Genomic DNA, 18,542 nt, shown 5'->3' with positions numbered 1-18,542 from the left:
CCCTTACTTTTTAGGTATCCGAATTGAAATTTGCGTACCTTCTCCGTCTGTGCTCTCCAGATGAACACCGAATCCGTCTCCGAAATAGAGGCGAAGCCGCTGATGAACATTCTGCAGCCCGAAGCCGCCTTCCATACTGTCTTCCTTAGCACCGGCATCGATTTCGATAGGTGTGTTCAAATGCTCACGAAGGAATTCAAGCTGCTGCGGCTTTATTCCAATTCCGTTATCCGTCACGGTTAGGACGATTACATTGTTGTCTTCTATATGGCCGTCTATGGTAATTAGACCTTTTCCCCGCTTGTTTTTAATCCCATGATAGATGGCATTCTCAATTAACGGCTGGAGGGTCATTTTCAAAATAGGGTAGACCTGAAGCTCCAGCGGCACTCTCATTTCATAGTCAAGGATATCCCGGTATCGCATCTGTTGAATGACCAGGTAACTTTCCGCATGCTCCAGCTCGGTTTTGATGGAAATCCAATCCCGGCCTTTGTTCAAGCTGATCCGGAAGAAACGGGATAATGCCTTTACCATATTGACTACGCTGTCACTTTTCCCGGCTTCACTCATCCAAATGATGGAATCGAGGGTGTTGTATAAAAAATGCGGGTTGATTTGCGCCTGTAGAGTACGCAGTTCCGCTTTCTGTACCTGTTCCTGCTCTCGGATACTCTTTTCAAGCAGCATCTTAATCTTCTCTAGCATGATGTTAAAGCTCTTGCCGAGATCTGCAATTTCATCCTGACCCGTAGGCTTCACCTTAGCCTCCAGATATCCGCTTGCCGCTAGACGCATCTTGTTCTGCAGCAACTGCATGGGCCGAGTGATTCGCTGCGTAAGGAAGAAATAGAGGGTAAGTGCAAAAATGGCGCTAAGTATAACACTGACGATAATCAACTGCCGGATTCGATTGGCTTCAGCCACAATTTCTTGCAGAGGTGCCATGCCGATGATTTTCCAACCCGTAGACTGAGAGGTCGTATATACGACAAACTTGGGTTTGCTATCTGTAGGTAGAACAAAGCTGTCACGATTCGATTTCTGCCACTGCGGCAAATCCGTCTGATGGACGAGTTCACTGTCTTTAGAGCTAATCGAGGGTACAAAAATCGGTATATTCTTCTGATCTAAAATATAAAAGAAACCCGTCTTGCCAATCGTTACCTTGTCGCAGAATTGTTCTATAAAGGAATCGTCCAGATCAATAACGATGAAGCCAATGACTTCGTGCGTAATTCGCTGCTTCACCGCAGCCATAATGGAAATGACGTTTCGTTCCGGATAAGTGAATCCGTCCAGTCGGTCATAATCAGAAGCCCCTGATGGCGGGATTTTGAGCACAAGATCCGGGTTATTGGTTAAATCCTGAAAATGCGGGTTTCGCAGCGGATTGCGGCTCTGTTGGAAGACACCCTTGCGTTCGCTGATGCCTTTGCCGTAGAGATTGATCAATGAGATGTTAAGGACATTCTCGTATTTATACGTTTCCCGGTAGAGCTCGAAGGTTTGCAGTATTTCTTTGGCTTCATTATAGGTCTCCGATTGAGAGAAGAGAAAATGGATAACTTCAGGGTTCTTGCTTAACTCCAGCAGCCGCTCTGTATCATCGAACAGAAAATCAATATTACGAACGAGCAAATCTGCCGCCAGCATACTGGACGCCTTGCTATGGTCTGAAATCGAGTGATACGACTTCTGGTAAGATACAAGTCCCACAGCGATGAGCGGAATAGAGGTAAGGATAATGAACATGGTCAGCAGCTTCGCCCGCAGGCTGGAGGAGATCCAGCGTGTCAATCTCATAGAATCGGTCCCCTCATGGGTTAATCAGGTTTTACTTATCCATCATAACTCAAAATAGTGGAAAAGAGAGGCTTAAAAGAAAGCGTAATCATAAAATACAACTTTTGAATAAAAAACTACACCTTAATAAGTTCAGTTCTTCCCTTTGCACAAAAAAATGAAAACTATACCCAAATAGGGCCGTATAAACGGGTTTTGTAAGCGGTTTATAATGAGGCCAACACCAAATGACTGGTGATCTTGAAGGGGGAGAAACAATACATGAAAAAAATAGGTAAAGTAGGCGCAGCCCTTACACTATCGTTGATGATGATTATGATCTCAGCCTGTGGGAACGGTAATGGCAACAACGGCAATGCAGCTGCCGGTTCGGGAAATAACAAAGCTGAAGCTACGGCAGCAGCAGAGACGGATACAACTGGCAACGATAAAGAAGCAGGCAAACCTCTAGTGTTGGGATTCTCTCAGGTGGGTGCGGAGAGCGGCTGGCGCAGTGCCAATACGAAATCCATTCAGGAATCTGCAAAAGAGGCAGGTTATGATCTGAAATTCTCAGATGCACAGCAGAAGCAGGAGAATCAAATCAAAGCCCTTCGTTCTTTCATCCAGCAAAAGGTAGACGTGATCGCTTTTTCCCCAGTGGTTGAATCTGGATGGGATACCGTACTTAAAGAAGCAAAAGATGCAGGAATCCCAGTCGTGTTGACCGACCGTGCAGTAGATTCCAAGGATAAGTCGTTATATGTAACCTTTATCGGTTCTGACTTTGTGGAAGAGGGACGTAAAGCGGGTCAATGGCTGAGTGACCAATACAAGGATGCGGCGGAAGATGTAAATATTGTTGAACTTCAGGGAACTACAGGATCCGCACCTGCTAATGACCGTAAATCCGGCTTCGCTGAAGTAATCGCCAGCAATCCGCATCTGAAGGTGGTAGCCTCCCAGACCGGTGACTTCACACGTGCCAAAGGAAAAGAAGTTATGCAGGCCTTCCTTAAATCCAACAAGAACATAGATGTACTGTATGCCCATAACGATGACATGGCCCTTGGTGCTATTCAAGCGATTGAAGCTGCAGGCCTTAAACCGGGTGTTGATATCAAAATCATTTCGGTGGATGCAGTCAAGGACGGTATGCAGGCTGCAAGCGAAGGTAAAATCAACTTCATCGTAGAGTGTAACCCATTGCTGGGACCTCAATTAATGGAAGCCGCACAGAGCATCGTAGATGGTAAAACTCTTGAACCTCGGATCGTTACTATTGAATCCACATTCACCTCCGAGCAAGCGAAGGAAGTACTCGCGAGCCGTCAATATTAATAGACACCTATAACGATAGAACAGTGAGAAAGTCACTCCATCCGGCTAATTTATCGCCACCGGAGTGGCTTTTTCGCTCCAAAAAGGAGTGGGGAACAGTGAGCGATCAAGACCCGATTCTTCAGATGAGGGGGATTCATAAGCGATTTCCAGGTGTTAAGGCATTATCGAATGTAGACTTTCGCCTATTCCCGGGTGAGGTTCATGCTCTGATGGGCGAGAACGGAGCGGGCAAATCAACCCTAATTAAGGTTCTCACCGGAGTGTACTCCATTGATGAAGGTACCGTTGATATGGAGGGCAAGCCCATCTCAGTTACTAGTCCCCAGGAATCTCAGGCGGCCGGCATAAGCACCGTATACCAGGAAGTGAACCTGTGCCCCAATCTGACGGTTGCGGAGAATATTTTTATTGGCAGGGAGCCGAGGAAGTTTGGACGGATTTTATGGAAGGAAATGAACCGGAATGCTGCCGTTTTGTTGAAGGAGCGACTTAACCTGGACATAGACGTTACCCAGCCGCTTCATTACTATTCGGTAGCGATCCAGCAGCTTGTAGCTATCGCTCGGGCGCTTAATATTTCTGCAAAAGTGCTGATCCTCGATGAACCGACTTCCAGTCTTGATCGAAATGAAGTGCAGCAGTTATTCGGGATTATGCGGAAGCTGAAAAGCGATGGTCTGGCGATTCTATTCGTTACGCATTTTCTAGACCAGGTATATGAAAGTTCTGACCGGATCACTATTCTTCGAAACGGAGAATTTGTCGGTGAATATAAGGTGAACGAGTTAAGCCGCATTGACCTTGTGCTCAAAATGATCGGTAAAGAGCTGAATCTATTAGAAGAACTGCCGCAACTGTCTCAGGAGTATAAAGACTCCTCTGGAGAAGTATTGCTTACCGCATCCGGTCTCGGGCGTAAGGGCTCTATCGAACCCTTTGACTTGACTCTTCACAAAGGAGAGGTGGTCGGCTTGGCAGGTCTGCTCGGCTCAGGACGAACAGAGGTTGCCCGTTTGTTCTTTGGTGCAGATAAGCCCGATCAAGGCGGAATCACGAGCCCGGGGATAGAGGGAGGAATTCATTCACCGAGAGACGCCATTAAGCGAAAAATTGCCTTTTGCTCCGAGAATCGGAAGGCTGAAGGGATTATTGACGACTTGACGGTCAGAGAGAATATAATTCTTGCTCTTCAGGCGTCACGGGGCTGGTTCAGAACCATCTCCCGAAAACGTCAGGATGAATTGGCCGATGAGTATATCCAATTAATGAATATCAATCCGCCTAATCCAGAGCATTTAATCAAAAACTTGAGCGGAGGCAACCAGCAGAAGGTTCTGCTCGCCCGTTGGCTGCTCACGGAGCCCAGACTGCTGATCCTGGACGAACCCACGCGCGGTATTGACGTTGGAGCAAAGGCAGAAATTCAAAAGCTGGTACTGTCGCTTTCCCGCCAAGGAATGTCCTTCCTCTTTATCTCTTCCGAGCTAGAAGAAGTGCTGCGCGTCAGCGACCGAATCGCCGTACTGCGTGACCGGAACATGGTGAAGGAAATATCAGGTGAAGAAATGAACCCGCATGAAATCATGCAGGCGATAGCGGGAGGTTGAACTTAAATGAATCGAATGATGAGACATTATCTTTTTTGGCCCTTGTGCGTACTTGGAGCACTGCTGCTCTTTAACTTACTCTATTCACCGGATTTCTTTTCCATTGTTCTGAGAGACGGCCATCTATATGGAAGTCTAATCGATATCTTGAACTTTGGAGCACCTTTAGTTCTGGTAGCTATAGGGATGACACTGGTCATTGCTACAAAAGGAATAGATTTATCCGTCGGCTCCATCGTGGCTATTTCCGGTGCGATCGCTTGCCTGTCAATCAGTAAAGGTTCGGATCAGAGCTCACTGGGTCTGGTTATGACAGCGATCCTGTCCTCACTAGCCTTGTCGTTGGTGCTCGGACTTTGGAACGGATTCTTGGTTGCTGGAGCGGGCATTCAACCTATTATTGCTACCCTGATCCTGATGGTGGCGGGACGGGGAATCGCTCAGCTTGTGACTAGTGGGCAGATTATTACTGTGGATAGTTCAACCTATGAATATATTGGAGCAGGATCACTTGCGACATTGCCCTTTTCGATTTTCATCGTGGCTGCAATGCTGATTGTTGCGCTGCTGCTGACACGAAAGACTGCTCTTGGCTTATTCATTGAATCGGTTGGAAGCAACCCTACTGCCAGTCGGCTGGCAGGGATACGATCCAATATGGTCATTATGTCTGTCTATATATTCTGCGGATTATGTGCAGGTATTGCCGGACTGCTGCTGAGCTCCAATGTATCTAGCGCCGATGGCAATAACGCCGGTCTATGGTATGAGCTGGATGCCATCCTTGCGGTGGTCATCGGTGGCACCTCCTTGAACGGCGGGCGCTTTTATCTGATGGGTACTGTGATTGGAGCTCTTATCATTCAAACGTTGACGACTACGATCTACATGATTGGCGTACCGCCTGAGATTACGCTCGTTGTGAAGTCGGTAGTTGTACTGGCTGTATGTCTGATCCAATCGGAGACATTCCGCAGCACAATTATGACCCGTTGGAAGACCCGGAATTATCCCGGAGAGAAGGAGGTTGTCCGTCATGTCCCTTAACCGCAAATTCATTCCCATACTGGTTACGTTCGGCTTGTTCGTCGTCATGTTTGCAGCGGGATCTTTCCGTTACACCGGATTTTTCTCCCTGCAGGTGCTGATGAATCTGCTTATCGATAACGCTTTTCTACTAATTACTGCTGTCGGCATGTCCTTCGTTATCCTCTCTGGCGGCATTGATCTATCCGTGGGATCCATTATAGCCCTGACTACAATGGTCTCTGCAAGCCTTGTTCAACAGCAGGGGTGGCCACCCGTTGTGGTTATTCCGCTGGTACTTGTTATGGGTGCTGTTTTTGGATATGGGATGGGTGCGATTATACACTATTTCAAAATCCAGCCGTTTATCGTCACGTTAGCGGGTATGTTCCTAGCCAGAGGGCTTTGTTATGTAATTAGTATTGATACCATAACTATTGATAACGCTTTTTACACAAGTGTCGCCCAGACCAAAATCCACTTGCCTGGAGGAAGCTTTGTATCCATTAGTGTTATCATTGCCCTCGTTGTTATCGCGGCAGCCATTTATATTGCACATTACACGCGCTTTGGGCGCAATGTGTACGCTTTGGGTGGAAGTGAGCAATCCGCGCTACTCATGGGTCTTCCTGTAGCAAGAACGAAAATTCTGGTCTATACGCTCAGCGGTTTCTGTTCAGCGCTCGCCGGTGTAGTTTTTACCTTCTATATGCTGTCAGGTTATGGACTACACGCAGTGGGTCTGGAGCTGGATACCATCGCCGCAGTAGTTATCGGAGGGACGTTGTTGACCGGAGGAGTAGGGTATGTCATCGGAACCTTTTTCGGAGTTATGATTCAGGGGATTATACAGACCATCATCAGTTTTGAAGGAACACTGAGTTCGTGGTGGACCAAAATCGTTATCGGATTGCTGCTATTCTTCTTTATTCTCCTTCAGCGATTGCTGATTGCAAGGCGTTCGACCCTAAAGCTATAATGATTTAACATCACATCAACATTGGAAGACAAAGCTTTTGTCCTCCAATGTTTTGTTGTGATAGTGTCGTGTGAAGCTTAGTATAATGTAATGCTAGTATCACTTGATGATTTTTTCGCGGGGAATATCTTACTTAATTAACTTTAGATGTACTTTGTACACTTAAAATCCATCTTTTTTGCCTTTAACGTTATATAGGTGTATTTTCTGCAACTATTTGGACCGAATACTCCGAAATCCCCTATTTTATTGGATTTTAAATGTATTTAATACAACTAAATCAAACTAGTAGTAGGGAAATCCTAGAATAAGTGCAGAAAGTGCAATTAAAATTAATCTGGAGTTTTAATTTCTCAAATCACATTCAATTTAGAACCAGCTCAGACATACTTTTGCGATATAACACAGACCGTCCATCATATTTACTTGAGAAATTGTAAGCCATACCAATGCAGATACAGGGGGAGATTATGGGGAAACTGACTAAAGTGATGTTGGTTTTGACAATGTTACTGCTCCTTGCTGGCTGTATGAGTAGTGGTTCCGGGTCAGGCCAAGCTACTATTGAACCTGCTTCAGCGAGTGAGACCCAGCAGTTGGGCTGGATCCCGCCGCTTGACGATTCACCGACCGATCCCATAGTACTCGGCTTCTCTCAGCTTGGATCGGAGAGTAATTGGCGGAATGCGAATACCCTCTCCATTGTAGATGCAGCCAAGGAATCAGGGATTACCCTTATTATGGAGAACGCTGAGCAGTCGCAGGAAAAACAATTTGAGGCGATCCGCTCCTTTATCCGCAAAAAGGTTGACGTTATAGCCATAGCTCCTGTAGTGCAAAAGGGTTGGGAGCCTATCCTGCAGGAGGTCAAAAAAGCGGGGATTCCGGTCATCGTACTGGACCGATCCGTCAATGTGGATGATGGTTCTCTGTATGTAACATTTATCGGCTCCGATTTCTATGAAGAAGGGGTAAAGGCAGCCAAATACATGCTAGATAAGATGCGACATCTTCCCGGTCCTGTAACCATTGCTGAACTAGAGGGAACTATTGGATCCACCCCCTCAATAGATCGCGGGCGAGGGTTTCGTGACACAATAAAGGCCAATTCCCGTTTTCAAATCACTCAGATTCTACCTGCCAATTTCACCGAAGTGCAGGGACGTGCGGTTATGAAGGCCTTTTTAGAGAAACCGAGGGAAGAGTGGCCTCAGGTCCTGTATTCCCATAATGATGATATGGCACTTGGAGCGGTTGAAGCCATCGAGGAAGCCGGTCTTACACCTGGGCAGGATATCATTATCATCTCTATAGATGGCACTCGGCGGGCAGTCGATAGTATGATCCAGGGCAAAATTAATGCAGTAGTGGAATGCAATCCGTTGCTAGGACCTCTGCTTATGCAGGCCACCAAAGAAATAATGACGGGTCGAACACTTCCTAAGCGGATGGTTCCCCCTGAGGACATCTTTACACAAGAAACAGCTGCTGTAGAAGCGCAGGATCGCAAATATTAGATGATACATCAAAGGCCCAAGCGAAAGGGGACTCACCCCAACGCTTGGGTCTTTATTTAGACATATCGACAACTATAATATATCATGATATATTATTATGTATAAACTGAAATAATCTAGAGTCAGGAGATAGATGGTTATGAGTGAAACAACTTCATCTAAGCCCATGTATGAGAAAATATTTGACGAACTGAAGCAGCGTATTGTTACCAAGGACTATCAGCTTGGAGAGCGTGTTCCCTCCGAGAAAGAGCTGGCTGACGCTTACAGTGTAAGCCGTATCACCAGCAAGAAAGCACTTGAAATGCTCGCAGCAGAGCAATTAATCATTCGAAAACCGGGAAGAGGCTCATTTGTGGCTGATCCTGTAATTGATTATTTGGAATCAGGGGCTAATGTAGCCGCGGGTTCTGAGGGTTACGCTTCAAATGCAATCAATCATGATGAGAAGACGATTGGTCTGATTATTACCGACTTTGGCAACAGCTATGGGACGGGTTTGATCTATGGGATGGAGCAGGCTGCCCGTGATAATGACTGCTTCCTGGTGCTGAGAAGAACCTTCGGCAATCCTGATAATGAGGAACAATCCATTCAAAAGCTGCTCAATCTGGGTGTGGATGGTCTGATTGTGTTTCCGGCTCAGGGCGAATATTTCAGTGCGGAAATCTTGAAGCTGGTTATTGGGAAATTCCCGCTTGTTCTTGTAGACCGGCATTTGAAGGGAGTCGCAGCGGCTTCGATTAGCACCGATAATATGCAGGCAGCACTTAAGGGTACAGAGTACTTATTCGATCTAGGACATAAGCATATATCCTTTCTTTCACCCCCTCCAGTCGATACGACTGCGGTTGAGGACCGTATTGAAGGCTTTATTCAGGCTCATGCCCAGCGGGGGATTGTAGTTGATAAAGGTCTTTGGGTCAGTGATCTGACCTCTACGCTTCCCAACTCCTTCAATGAGGAGAATATTGAGCGTGATATCTCACGACTGGTATCCCATTTGAAGAATAACCCAGCTATAACGGCCTTGTTTGCTATTGAATACAACATTGCATTGCTTGCCAAAACAGCAGTGGAGCGGGTAGGTCTGCGAATACCGGAGGATATTTCCATCATTTGCTTCGACAGTCCGCCGACTCATCTCGGTGGTGGGTATTCCTTTACTCATATGCAGCAGAATGAAGAAGAGATGGGCCGGATTGCCGTGGAAAATGTACTTAGTATTATGGGCGGGCATACCGTTCCCAACAAAGTGATGCTGGAAGCCCGGCTGATTCCCGGAGAATCAACAGGATCAGCTAAGCTGTAATAGGTTCCTCATCCATTGGTTAGTTTAATCCCTTAATTCCCCTAGATTAGAGTAGGCCGTATTTGTCATCTACAAAAAAACCTGTCCCCATCGATAGGTTTTTTCTGTTTCATAGGTGAGTTCTAAACCGCTAATTGCCGCATAATAGTATATCATTATTTATAAAATAAACATATTGACATATGAATTACATACTAATATACTAGTTTTATGAAAGCGCTTTAGATTAAGCGGAAAAGGGGAGGTGTACTTCAGCTGAATTCAATTAGAGAGATCCCTGTTTCTATGAATGCTCTGACGGCTCTTGTTCATGAAAAGATGGCGGATCGTCCGAAATTAGCCAGGATGTTTGAGAAGTGCTTATCCAATACATGGAATACGACTATAAAACGCAAGCCGGATGGCACAACTTTTGTGATTACCGGAGACATTCCGGCGATGTGGCTTCGGGATTCAACGGCACAGGTCAGGCCTTATCTGATGTTAGCCTCAGAGGATGAACAGATTGCGGATATGATACAAGGTCTTGTGGAGCGCCAGTTTGCTTATATTGAGCTGGATCCTTATGCCAACGCATTCAATGAGACTGCGAGCGGACAGGGGCATCAGGAGGATCAGACGGAGATGAACCCCTGGATATGGGAACGTAAATATGAGATCGATTCCCTTTGTTATCCCATCCAGCTAAGTTATCTGCTCTGGAAAAACACCGGCCGCACCGATCATTTTAACGAGAGTTTTGTTAAAGGGGTAAATCAAATTATTGATTTATGGACGCTGGAACAGAATCACGAAAGCCATTCCAACTATCGCTTCCAACGAGTCAACTGTCCTATTTCAGATACGTTGGGCCGTCAAGGAAAAGGCGCATTAACCGCCTACACAGGAATGACGTGGTCTGGTTTCCGTCCAAGCGATGATGCCTGTGAATACGGCTATCTTATACCTAGTAATATGTTTGCAGTAGTTGTCCTACGGTATGTATGTGAAATCGCTAGCGGGATTCTTGGGGATACGAAGCTGGAGGCATCAGCGAAGCAGCTTTCGGAGCAGATTGATGAAGGGATTCGCCGATACGGTATCGTGGATCATCCGGAATTCGGGACGGTATACGTCTATGAGGCAGATGGGCTGGGACAGTTCAATATAATGGATGATGCCAACGTTCCAAGTCTGCTCTCTATTCCTTATCTGGATTATACCGGAGCGGATGACCCTGTTTACGCGAATACCCGCAGGCTTATTTTAAGCAGCACTAACCCTTATTTTTATGAAGGGAAGGCAGCTTCAGGAATCGGCAGTCCTCATACACCCAGCAGGTACATTTGGCACATTGCCTTAGCGATTCAAGGAATGACTTCTATTAATGAGGAAGAACAGAAGGATCTGCTTTCCTTAATGGAACAGACCGATGCGGGGACTGATTTTATGCATGAAGGATTTCACGTCGATGATCCGGGAGAATATACAAGACCTTGGTTCTCCTGGGCCAATATGATGTTCTGTGAGTTCTTGCTGATGCGTTGTGGTATTAAAGTGAAGAGAGGCTGAGATTCGCAAAACCACTCCAAAGGGGATAGAAAAATGAAAAAATGGTTGGCTACAGTGATTTCACTGATACTGGTTACTATTCTTGCAGCGGGCTGCGGGGGCAACAATGACCCTTCTAATAAGGGAAAGACCGGTGATGCGGGGAGCGGCAACAGCGGGAAAAAGACGGAACTCACATTTTGGGGTGACTGGGGTGGAGAAGGACAGAAACAGTTCGAGACCATGGTCAATGCTTTTAATAAATCACAGGATAAAATACATGTTAAATATGTGCTTCAACAGGACATGATCACTAAGTTCTTAACGGCTGCCACTAATGGAGGCTCTCCGGATGTGCTGTTCTGGGACCGCTGGCGGACTTCGCTTTACGCACCCAAGAACGTCCTTCACCCTGTGGATGAATATTTAACCCGGGACGGAATTTCAAAGGATGACTTTTATAGTGAATCGCTGACTGAGCTATCCTATGATAATAAATTATACGGATTACCGCTAACTGTTGACGCCCGGGCTCTTTTCTACAATAAAAAGCTACTGGATGAAGCCGGACTCCAGCCGCCAACAACCTGGGATGAGCTTGAGGCCGCAGCTGCAAAGCTGACCAAGTGGAACGGCAATAAACTCGAGGTAGCAGGGTTCTCTATGGGTGATCTCGGTTTGTTCAATATGTACCTTCAACAGGCAGGCGGTTCGATGCTGACGGAGGACGGTAAGACTAACTTTAATAATGAGCAAGGTAAGCAGGTACTGGAGTTCTGGGATCGTCTGATGAACAAGGAAAAGGTGTATAAGGTTGGTTTTGAGCTGGGGCTTGGCGAAGGCCAGGATGCTTTTGTAACAGGCAAGGTTGCCATGCTGTATTCCGGCCCTTGGATGCTCAGTACCTACAATAAATACGGCAAGGACTTGGATTATGGGATCGTTCCCCCTCCAGCAGGTCCGAATGGCGATAAAGGCAGTGTGATGGGCGGTTTCGGGCTGGTTATTCCAGAAGGCTCCAAGCATCAGGATGAAGCGTGGGAATTCATTAAATGGTGGACGGCTAACAAAGATAATGCTCTGTTATGGGCCAAAACAAGTCTTAACTTGCCGGGCTACAAACCTTCCTTGGAAGATCCTTTCTTCAAGGATGATCCGAAGTGGAAACCGTTTATGGATACTTTGGAATTCGCAAAAATACGTCCTGCCCACCCTGGTTATTCCGTAATGGAAACCGATGCTCTTGCACCGAATCTACAACTAAATCAACAAAATAAACAAAGTATTGAAGAAACGCTGAAGAAAGCCCAAACCGAGGGCGACAAAATGCTCAAGGATAATGAGGTTGTAAAATAATACACGGGTAGCAAAAAGGGAGGGTTCCCCTCCCTTTTATAAGTGATAGAAGATAAAAAAGGGGGAGTTGGATGGCTTCCGTCAGAAGGATAGAGAAACATCAGGCCAGAACAGCTTATTTATTCATTACACCCACGGTGCTGCTGTTTGTTGTATTTACGGTCATCCCCGTTGTAATGGCTTTATATTTAAGCTTTACCAATTATGATGTCCTAAGTAAAAACGATTGGATCGGCTTGGATAATTACCGGCGTCTCATTGAAGATAGTCTGCTGTGGAAGACGTTCCGTAATGTGTTTCTATATGCGGTCATTTTTGTTCCGCTTAATATTCTAATTTCGCTGCTCTTAGCAGTATTGCTTAGCCGGACGTGGCGCGGTGTAAAGCTGTTCCGAACGCTTAATTATCTCCCGACACTAACATCTGCGGTCGCTGCCGCTACTGTATGGATTTGGCTGCTCCACCCGGAATTCGGCTTGGTCAATGGATTGCTCTCCTATGTCGGAATCACAGGCCCAGCTTGGCTTTCCCAGACTAATACGGCGATGCTGTCTATTATAATGCTTACCCTCTGGCAGTCCGTCGGCTCCAATATGATCATTTATCTAGCCGGACTACAGGGAGTACCGGATTATCTCTATGAATCTGCACGGCTCGACGGTGCGAATAAGCTGGATTGTTTTCGGTATATTACATGGCCGCAACTTCGCCCGACTACCTTTCTGGTCAGTACAATGTCCATTATCGGTGCGCTGCAGTTGTTTGATCAGGCTTTTGTTCTCACACAGGGCGGGCCGGCTAATATGACCAAAACCCCTGTATACCTGATCTATCAGCAGGGTTTTAATCAGCTTCAAATGGGCTATGCATCCGCACAGGCGTTTGTGCTTGCTATGGCCATTCTGATCTTCTCGCTGATCAATATGCGGATATCGAAGGCGGAAGAGCCGATCGTATAAAGGGCTGCCCATGGAGAAGGAGGCAAAGGTGGAATGAATACTAACGGCAATTCCGCTCTGAAGCGGGGGCTTGGCAAAACTATTTATTACTTGGCTTGTACTGCAATCGCAATCATAATGTTTCTGCCCTTTTATTGGAGTGTACTTACGTCCCTGAAGCCGGACGAGGAAATATTCGCGATGCCGATTCAATGGTTTCCGTCCCATATCACATTTGAACATTACCATAAGGCGTTTACGACTGTTCCCTTTGGTTTGTTTTTTTGGAACTCGCTGGTATTAGCTGTAGCTGGTGTGTTAGCCAACTTATTTTTCGGTTCGCTCAGCGGATACGCCTTTGCAAAATTGAAATTCAAAATGAATAAACCGATTTTTCGTATCCTGCTGGCGGCGATGATGATTCCCGGCATTGTTACGATGATCCCGACCGTTTTTGTTCTGCGCCATATTCCGCTCGCAGGAGGCAATGATCTCTTAGGCGGTGGAGGCATGGGACTGATGAATTCGTTCTGGGGCATTATTTTGCCAGGAGCTTCGGGGACGTTTGCCGTATTCTTTATGCGTCAGTTTTTTCTGACTCTGCCTAGTGACATGATGGAAATGGCCCGAATTGAGGGATGCAGAGAATTTATGATTTTCTGGCGGATCTATTTGCCGCTGACGAAGCCCGCACTTGCAACGCTCAGTATCTTTACCTTTCAAGCCGGCTGGAACAGTTTTTTGTGGCCGATGATTGTGCTTAACGATCCTGAAAAGGCAACGATCCAGATGGGTCTTCAAGCGTTCTCTTATAATTTTCAGACCGATTACGGTCCGATGATGGCGGGTGCACTTGTGGCGATTCTGCCGATTCTAGTGTTATTCCTGGCTTTACAGCGTTACTTTGTACAGGGAATTGCATTCAGTGGGATCAAAGGATAGGAACCTTATTTTACAAACTAGGAGAGAAGTAATATGAACCCATATAAGCTTGGTATTTGGGAGGAAAGGGCAGACCAAGCCCAGGAAGCGTTAGACGCTTTATTTTGGAATGAGTCTCTGGAGATGTATAACATCGAAACTCCTTGTCCAAACGGAGAGTGCAATACGATCTTTCATTATTGGTGGATGGCTCATGCGGTAGATGTTCTTGTGGACGGCTTGCTGCGTACGGGGGATGATCGTTATGCAACACGTCTAGGTACCCTTCACAAAGGCCTCCTTCAACGAAATGGGGGCGTGTGGCCGAACGAACTGTATGATGACATGGAATGGATGGCTCTTGCATGGCTTCGTGCGCATCAGGCAACGAAAGAGGAAGTCTATAAAGAAACGGCGCTTGTTCTATGGAAGGATATCCAGACCGGCTGGAATACACATATGGGCGGAGGAATCGCGTGGCAAAAGTCTCAACTGGATTATAAGAATACACCCGCTAATGCTCCGGCTGTTATTTTGGCAGCCCGTCTGTATCTGGCGTTTGGGAACCCTGAGGATCTAAAGTGGGCCCTTCAAATTTACACTTGGTTAAAGGTACATCTAGTGGACGCCGAGACTGGATTTGTATGGGATGGAATGAACCGTACCGGAGATGGCTCTATCGATAAGGACTGGAAATACACTTATAACCAAGGGGTGTTTATCGGAGCAGCTGTTGAGCTGTATCAAATTACGAAGGATCCGATGTATCTGGAAGATGCCGGACGGACATTTACTGCGGCTGTAAAAGAGTTGGCTGACACCCGTACGGGTGTTTTGCCGGATGAAGGTAATGGAGATGGAGGACTTTTTAAAGGGATTCTTATTCGTTATATTGGTGAGTTAGTGAGAGTTGATCCCTCAGCAACTGAGGCTGCTTCATTCCTTCGTAATAATGCCGATCTTCTCTGGGAAAAAGGGAAGTCCGCGGATGAGGCGCTGTTCGGAACCCGTTGGACCGAGAGTCCAATAGGTGTCGTATCCTTAAGTTCCCAATTAAGCGGCATTAAGCTGCTGGAGGTGATGGCTAAGCTTGGGTGAAGGGAGGTAATTATTCTGACTGATACTATGAAGACATTCGAAATGAAAAGCTGGAGTGAGCGGGCAGAATGGTTCCATCAATGCTTGCATGAGAATTTTTATAACCTGTCAACAGGTATTATGAATCAATGGTACCCTCGGGAGAACAACCAAGCTGAAGATAACTTCTATTACTGGTGGCAGGCCCATGTCATTGATACTTTGGTCGATGCTTATGAGCGAACCGGTAATTCGGTATATGCTCTGAGAATTCAGGAACTCAGCCGCAATCTTCGGGTCTATAACGGAGGGACGTTCTCCCATAATTATTATGACGACATGGAGTGGACAGCGCTTGCGCTGCTGCGAGCTTATGTAGCTACAGACAATGATGAATATATGAGAGCTGTGCTAGAATTGTGGGCTGACATCGTAACGGCCTGGAATGACAACTTCGGGGGCGGGATGGCGTGGAAGAAGGATCAGCTCGATTATAAAAACACTCCGGCAAACGCACCCGCTGCTATCCTTGCCGCTCGGTTATATGGAATTCTTCAGGAAGAGGAATACTTAGATTGGGCGATACGCATTTACGATTGGAATAAAACCAACTTGGTTGATCCTGCCAATGGTTTTGTATGGGACGGAATAAATAGACTCGGCGATGGACGAATTGATTACGACTGGGAATTCACTTATTGCCAAGGCGTGTTTTTGGGTGCCGGATTGGAGCTCTACCTGAATACGGGTAACCGCGAGTACATGGAAGATGCACTCCGAACCACCAAAGTCTGTATAGATCGACTTTGTGATCCGGGTACACTGATGCTTCCTGAAGAAGGTATTGACGACACCGGTTTATTCAAAGGAATCCTGATCCGATATTTGGTGCAACTGTATCGGCATGTTCCCGAGAATGTACGGGTGCGCGAGGTGATCATGATTAATGCTCAGCGACTTTGGGAGGTGGACCTTAATAAGCAGCTAGGTCTATGCGGCCCATCATGGGAGAAGGAACCGCAGCAGCTTCCTGTGCAATTAAGTGTCCAGCTCAGCGGACTTATGCTGCTGGAAGGGGCTGCGTTACTGCAAGCCCAAGAGGAATAAATATCCGAATGTAAGCTATATTTTCAGGAGTTTATAATGATACATTAAAAAGCTGTCCATTTCGCATATCACCTTGCGGATTGGACAGCCTTTTTCATGAGTTAACTACTTGAGTATAACAGGAAATGCTTCCACCCATTCAAATTGGCGATAGGACGGAGACGGTCATCTTTCGTGCTTAAGGCTCTATACCCGATACCAAGCTGCCGTTTTGGAACAGTGTTACATGATTCCAGGAGCTAAAAGCATTTTTGGTTGCATCAAAGGAATAATCATTCGCTTCATTAAAATTACTCCAGTCGCTTTTGTAAATGAGTAGTTGGATATCACCAGTTTGCCCGCCGGCCGGGATGCTGCCCGCTCCTGACGTAAAGGCGATTTCAAGGTAGGAATCAGTGTTGGTAGTGTTTAAGCTGCCAAACGAAGTCGTAAGGTTGACTGCACCGAGTTGTGCCCAATCAATGGCGCAATTAAGCGATGGTGATCCTTCTTTAGTGAAGTAGTATCGTATTTTCAACCCGCTTAAGTTCACGGCGGAGGTGCCGTTATTCTTGATATTGAAATGGGGTTTGATCTGGTTGTCAGTCACATTCGTTTCCCCGGCACGGTAATAAAGCATAAGATTGCCGGGAGCTGTCGATGGTGTCGCAGTTGGCGCAACCGTTGCCGTAGGTGTTGGGGTTGCTGTGGGTGTTGGGGTTGCTGTAGGAGAAGGATTAGCACCGTTGTCCGGAACAGGAACATAACCGGTAGTAGTATAGATTTTGTTGAGTACAGAGGTTGCCATTGTACCATATGAGCCATTCACAACTGATTTGCCCCATTCCGAGAGGCTGCCCGCCGGTCCGTTGGCCAAATCGAGATATTCGACACCGCCGCCGTTTCCATACCAGGACCAGGCGAGCCAACCTACTCCTTTTTGCTGCGAGTAGCTCATAATGGTAGCTTCGTCGACATCTCCGCCTGTATGCTTGTAACCGAATTCGCCAATAATGACCGGTACACCAATGGCCAAGGCGCTGTCGATATTGCTCTTTACCGTTGCCGCTGTTCCACCGGCATATTCATACATATGAATGGAGAATATCGTATTATGAAGTGGGTCGGAATTGAAGACTGCGTTGCCGCTTGTAAAAACGGAGGTTGGATATTGTCCCCAGCCGGCGGAATCAACAACTAGTGTGTTTTTGATTCCTGCATCCCTGAGGGAAGAAATGGCGGATTGGTAACCACTGGCCCAGGTTGCAGTGCTCCATGAACCGAACCATTCATTTGCGATGTTGACGATGACCCGATCCTCTTTACCAATTAGGGCATCCTTAATGCTGATCCAATAGTTCACAGCGGCGTTCAGGTCAGAAGTATTATCTGATCCCGTTGCATCATGCACCTCTAGCATGGCAATCAGTTTGTATTGGTCGCAAAGGGCGAGAATTTTCTGCACATCTGCCATGCTGTCAATGGACCATTTACTTCCACTGGAAAGTGCGATACGTACTACATTGGAGCCGGTTGCTGCAATTGCCGGAATGGCCGTTGCCAAGTCGTTTTTGTACCAGGTATGTGCATGATTAATGCCTCTCATAACAAAAGGGCTGCCAGTTGCATCATACAGGGTGGAACCGCTTACATAGAAGCCCTTAACCGAGGTGCCTGCTGCTGCCACTTGCTTCTGAGGAAAAGAGAGGGAGAGGAGAAGAACACAGGATAAAGCCAAAAGACTAATGATTCGGAACGAAGTACGTTTACCTGATTTCATGAATAGTTCCTCCTTCAGGGAATTGGGTTGACGCCTAGCTGTGCGTACTTTCACCCCCCTTTATCCATATATATCCAACATAACACAATAAAAAATGTTTTTGTATAACGATATTATTCTAATAACAAAAAAATTATGTGACAGCAATCGGAAGATGTATACAGGCCTTTATGGTTATTAAAAGTTATCGTGATTAATTATGTTGTTAGTTTACGTTAGTGCATGAAATAATTTCCCTGGGTTTAAACAACATTTTTCTTCTATTTTCTAATTATTTATGTTAT

General features: G+C 46.3%; 14 protein-coding genes. 12 read left to right on the top strand and 2 right to left on the bottom strand.

The features are described from left to right. Nucleotides 1-3 precede the first annotated feature (3 nt). Nucleotides 4-1,806, bottom strand: coding sequence for a cache domain-containing sensor histidine kinase (locus PWYN_RS21850; protein WP_036656258.1), 1,803 nt, complete (start codon nt 1,804-1,806; stop codon nt 4-6). Between the two features lie 261 nt (nt 1,807-2,067). Here PWYN_RS21850 and PWYN_RS21845 point away from each other — a divergent pair, with 261 nt between their 5' ends. The 12 genes from PWYN_RS21845 to PWYN_RS30125 all read left to right on the top strand — a co-directional run bounded on the left by PWYN_RS21845 (nt 2,068) and on the right by PWYN_RS30125 (nt 16,499). Further along, a complete protein-coding gene (locus PWYN_RS21845) occupies nt 2,068-3,126 on the top strand; it encodes an ABC transporter substrate-binding protein (RefSeq protein WP_036656255.1) in 1,059 nt (352 codons plus the stop codon). 98 nt (nt 3,127-3,224) lie between these two features. Next, nucleotides 3,225-4,736, top strand: coding sequence for a sugar ABC transporter ATP-binding protein (locus PWYN_RS21840; protein WP_036656253.1), 1,512 nt, complete (start codon nt 3,225-3,227; stop codon nt 4,734-4,736). A 6-nt stretch (nt 4,737-4,742) separates the two neighbouring features. Further along, complete coding sequence (locus tag PWYN_RS21835; RefSeq protein WP_240479809.1) at nt 4,743-5,783, top strand: ABC transporter permease; 1,041 nt, start codon at nt 4,743-4,745, stop codon at nt 5,781-5,783. After that, on the top strand, nt 5,773-6,741 hold the full coding sequence (gene yjfF, locus PWYN_RS21830) for a galactofuranose ABC transporter, permease protein YjfF (RefSeq protein ID WP_205622783.1): 969 nt from the start codon (nt 5,773-5,775) through the stop codon (nt 6,739-6,741). The genes PWYN_RS21835 and yjfF overlap by 11 nt, the downstream gene beginning before the upstream one ends. A 470-nt stretch (nt 6,742-7,211) precedes the next feature. Beyond that, nucleotides 7,212-8,258 (top strand): ABC transporter substrate-binding protein, encoded by a 1,047-nt coding sequence (locus PWYN_RS21825; protein ID WP_084146862.1) that lies wholly within the window; start codon nt 7,212-7,214, stop codon nt 8,256-8,258. Nucleotides 8,259-8,397: 139 nt separating this feature from the next. Next, nucleotides 8,398-9,570, top strand: a complete 1,173-nt coding sequence (locus PWYN_RS21820) for a GntR family transcriptional regulator (RefSeq protein WP_036656249.1) — start codon at nt 8,398-8,400, stop codon at nt 9,568-9,570. 285 nt (nt 9,571-9,855) lie between these two features. Then, nucleotides 9,856-11,121, top strand: coding sequence for a glycoside hydrolase family 125 protein (locus tag PWYN_RS21815; protein WP_036656246.1), 1,266 nt, complete (start codon nt 9,856-9,858; stop codon nt 11,119-11,121). Nucleotides 11,122-11,154: 33 nt separating this feature from the next. Next, entirely contained in the window at nt 11,155-12,456 is a 1,302-nt protein-coding gene (locus tag PWYN_RS21810) for an ABC transporter substrate-binding protein (protein WP_036656243.1), read from the top strand. Nucleotides 12,457-12,527: 71 nt separating this feature from the next. Beyond that, nucleotides 12,528-13,415, top strand: coding sequence for a carbohydrate ABC transporter permease (locus tag PWYN_RS21805; RefSeq protein WP_036656241.1), 888 nt, complete (start codon nt 12,528-12,530; stop codon nt 13,413-13,415). A 33-nt stretch (nt 13,416-13,448) separates the two neighbouring features. After that, nucleotides 13,449-14,336, top strand: a complete 888-nt coding sequence (locus tag PWYN_RS21800; protein WP_036656237.1) for a carbohydrate ABC transporter permease — start codon at nt 13,449-13,451, stop codon at nt 14,334-14,336. 33 nt (nt 14,337-14,369) lie between these two features. Next, entirely contained in the window at nt 14,370-15,413 is a 1,044-nt protein-coding gene (locus PWYN_RS30130; protein ID WP_036656233.1) for a glycoside hydrolase family 76 protein, read from the top strand. Between the two features lie 42 nt (nt 15,414-15,455). Continuing rightward, entirely contained in the window at nt 15,456-16,499 is a 1,044-nt protein-coding gene (locus tag PWYN_RS30125) for a glycoside hydrolase family 76 protein (protein ID WP_240479808.1), read from the top strand. A gap of 178 nt (nt 16,500-16,677) precedes the next feature. Here the strand turns inward: PWYN_RS30125 and PWYN_RS21785 are convergent, their stop codons facing one another. After that, nucleotides 16,678-18,258: a cellulase family glycosylhydrolase gene (locus PWYN_RS21785; protein WP_052088274.1), complete on the bottom strand. Its 1,581-nt coding sequence runs from the start codon at nt 18,256-18,258 to the stop codon at nt 16,678-16,680. Between the last annotated feature and the right edge of the window lie 284 nt (nt 18,259-18,542).

Origin of the sequence: Paenibacillus wynnii, from assembly GCF_000757885.1 — a bacterium.
Lineage (GTDB): Bacteria > Bacillota > Bacilli > Paenibacillales > Paenibacillaceae > Paenibacillus_AQ > Paenibacillus_AQ wynnii.
The sequence above is the reverse complement of the archived record's forward strand: the minus strand, read 5'-3'. Positions and strand labels throughout refer to the sequence as shown.

Coding starts and splice junctions, on each gene's coding strand:
- PWYN_RS21850 (WP_036656258.1), bottom strand. CDS start 1,806: ATGAGATTGACACGCTGGATCTCCTCCAGCCTGCGGGCGAAGCTGCTG.
- PWYN_RS21845 (WP_036656255.1), top strand. CDS start 2,068: ATGAAAAAAATAGGTAAAGTAGGCGCAGCCCTTACACTATCGTTGATG.
- PWYN_RS21835 (WP_240479809.1), top strand. CDS start 4,743: ATGAATCGAATGATGAGACATTATCTTTTTTGGCCCTTGTGCGTACTT.
- yjfF (WP_205622783.1), top strand. CDS start 5,773: ATGTCCCTTAACCGCAAATTCATTCCCATACTGGTTACGTTCGGCTTG.
- PWYN_RS21825 (WP_084146862.1), top strand. CDS start 7,212: ATGGGGAAACTGACTAAAGTGATGTTGGTTTTGACAATGTTACTGCTC.
- PWYN_RS21820 (WP_036656249.1), top strand. CDS start 8,398: ATGAGTGAAACAACTTCATCTAAGCCCATGTATGAGAAAATATTTGAC.
- PWYN_RS21815 (WP_036656246.1), top strand. CDS start 9,856: ATGAATGCTCTGACGGCTCTTGTTCATGAAAAGATGGCGGATCGTCCG.
- PWYN_RS21810 (WP_036656243.1), top strand. CDS start 11,155: ATGAAAAAATGGTTGGCTACAGTGATTTCACTGATACTGGTTACTATT.
- PWYN_RS21805 (WP_036656241.1), top strand. CDS start 12,528: ATGGCTTCCGTCAGAAGGATAGAGAAACATCAGGCCAGAACAGCTTAT.
- PWYN_RS21800 (WP_036656237.1), top strand. CDS start 13,449: ATGAATACTAACGGCAATTCCGCTCTGAAGCGGGGGCTTGGCAAAACT.
- PWYN_RS30130 (WP_036656233.1), top strand. CDS start 14,370: ATGAACCCATATAAGCTTGGTATTTGGGAGGAAAGGGCAGACCAAGCC.
- PWYN_RS30125 (WP_240479808.1), top strand. CDS start 15,456: ATGAAAAGCTGGAGTGAGCGGGCAGAATGGTTCCATCAATGCTTGCAT.
- PWYN_RS21785 (WP_052088274.1), bottom strand. CDS start 18,258: ATGAAATCAGGTAAACGTACTTCGTTCCGAATCATTAGTCTTTTGGCT.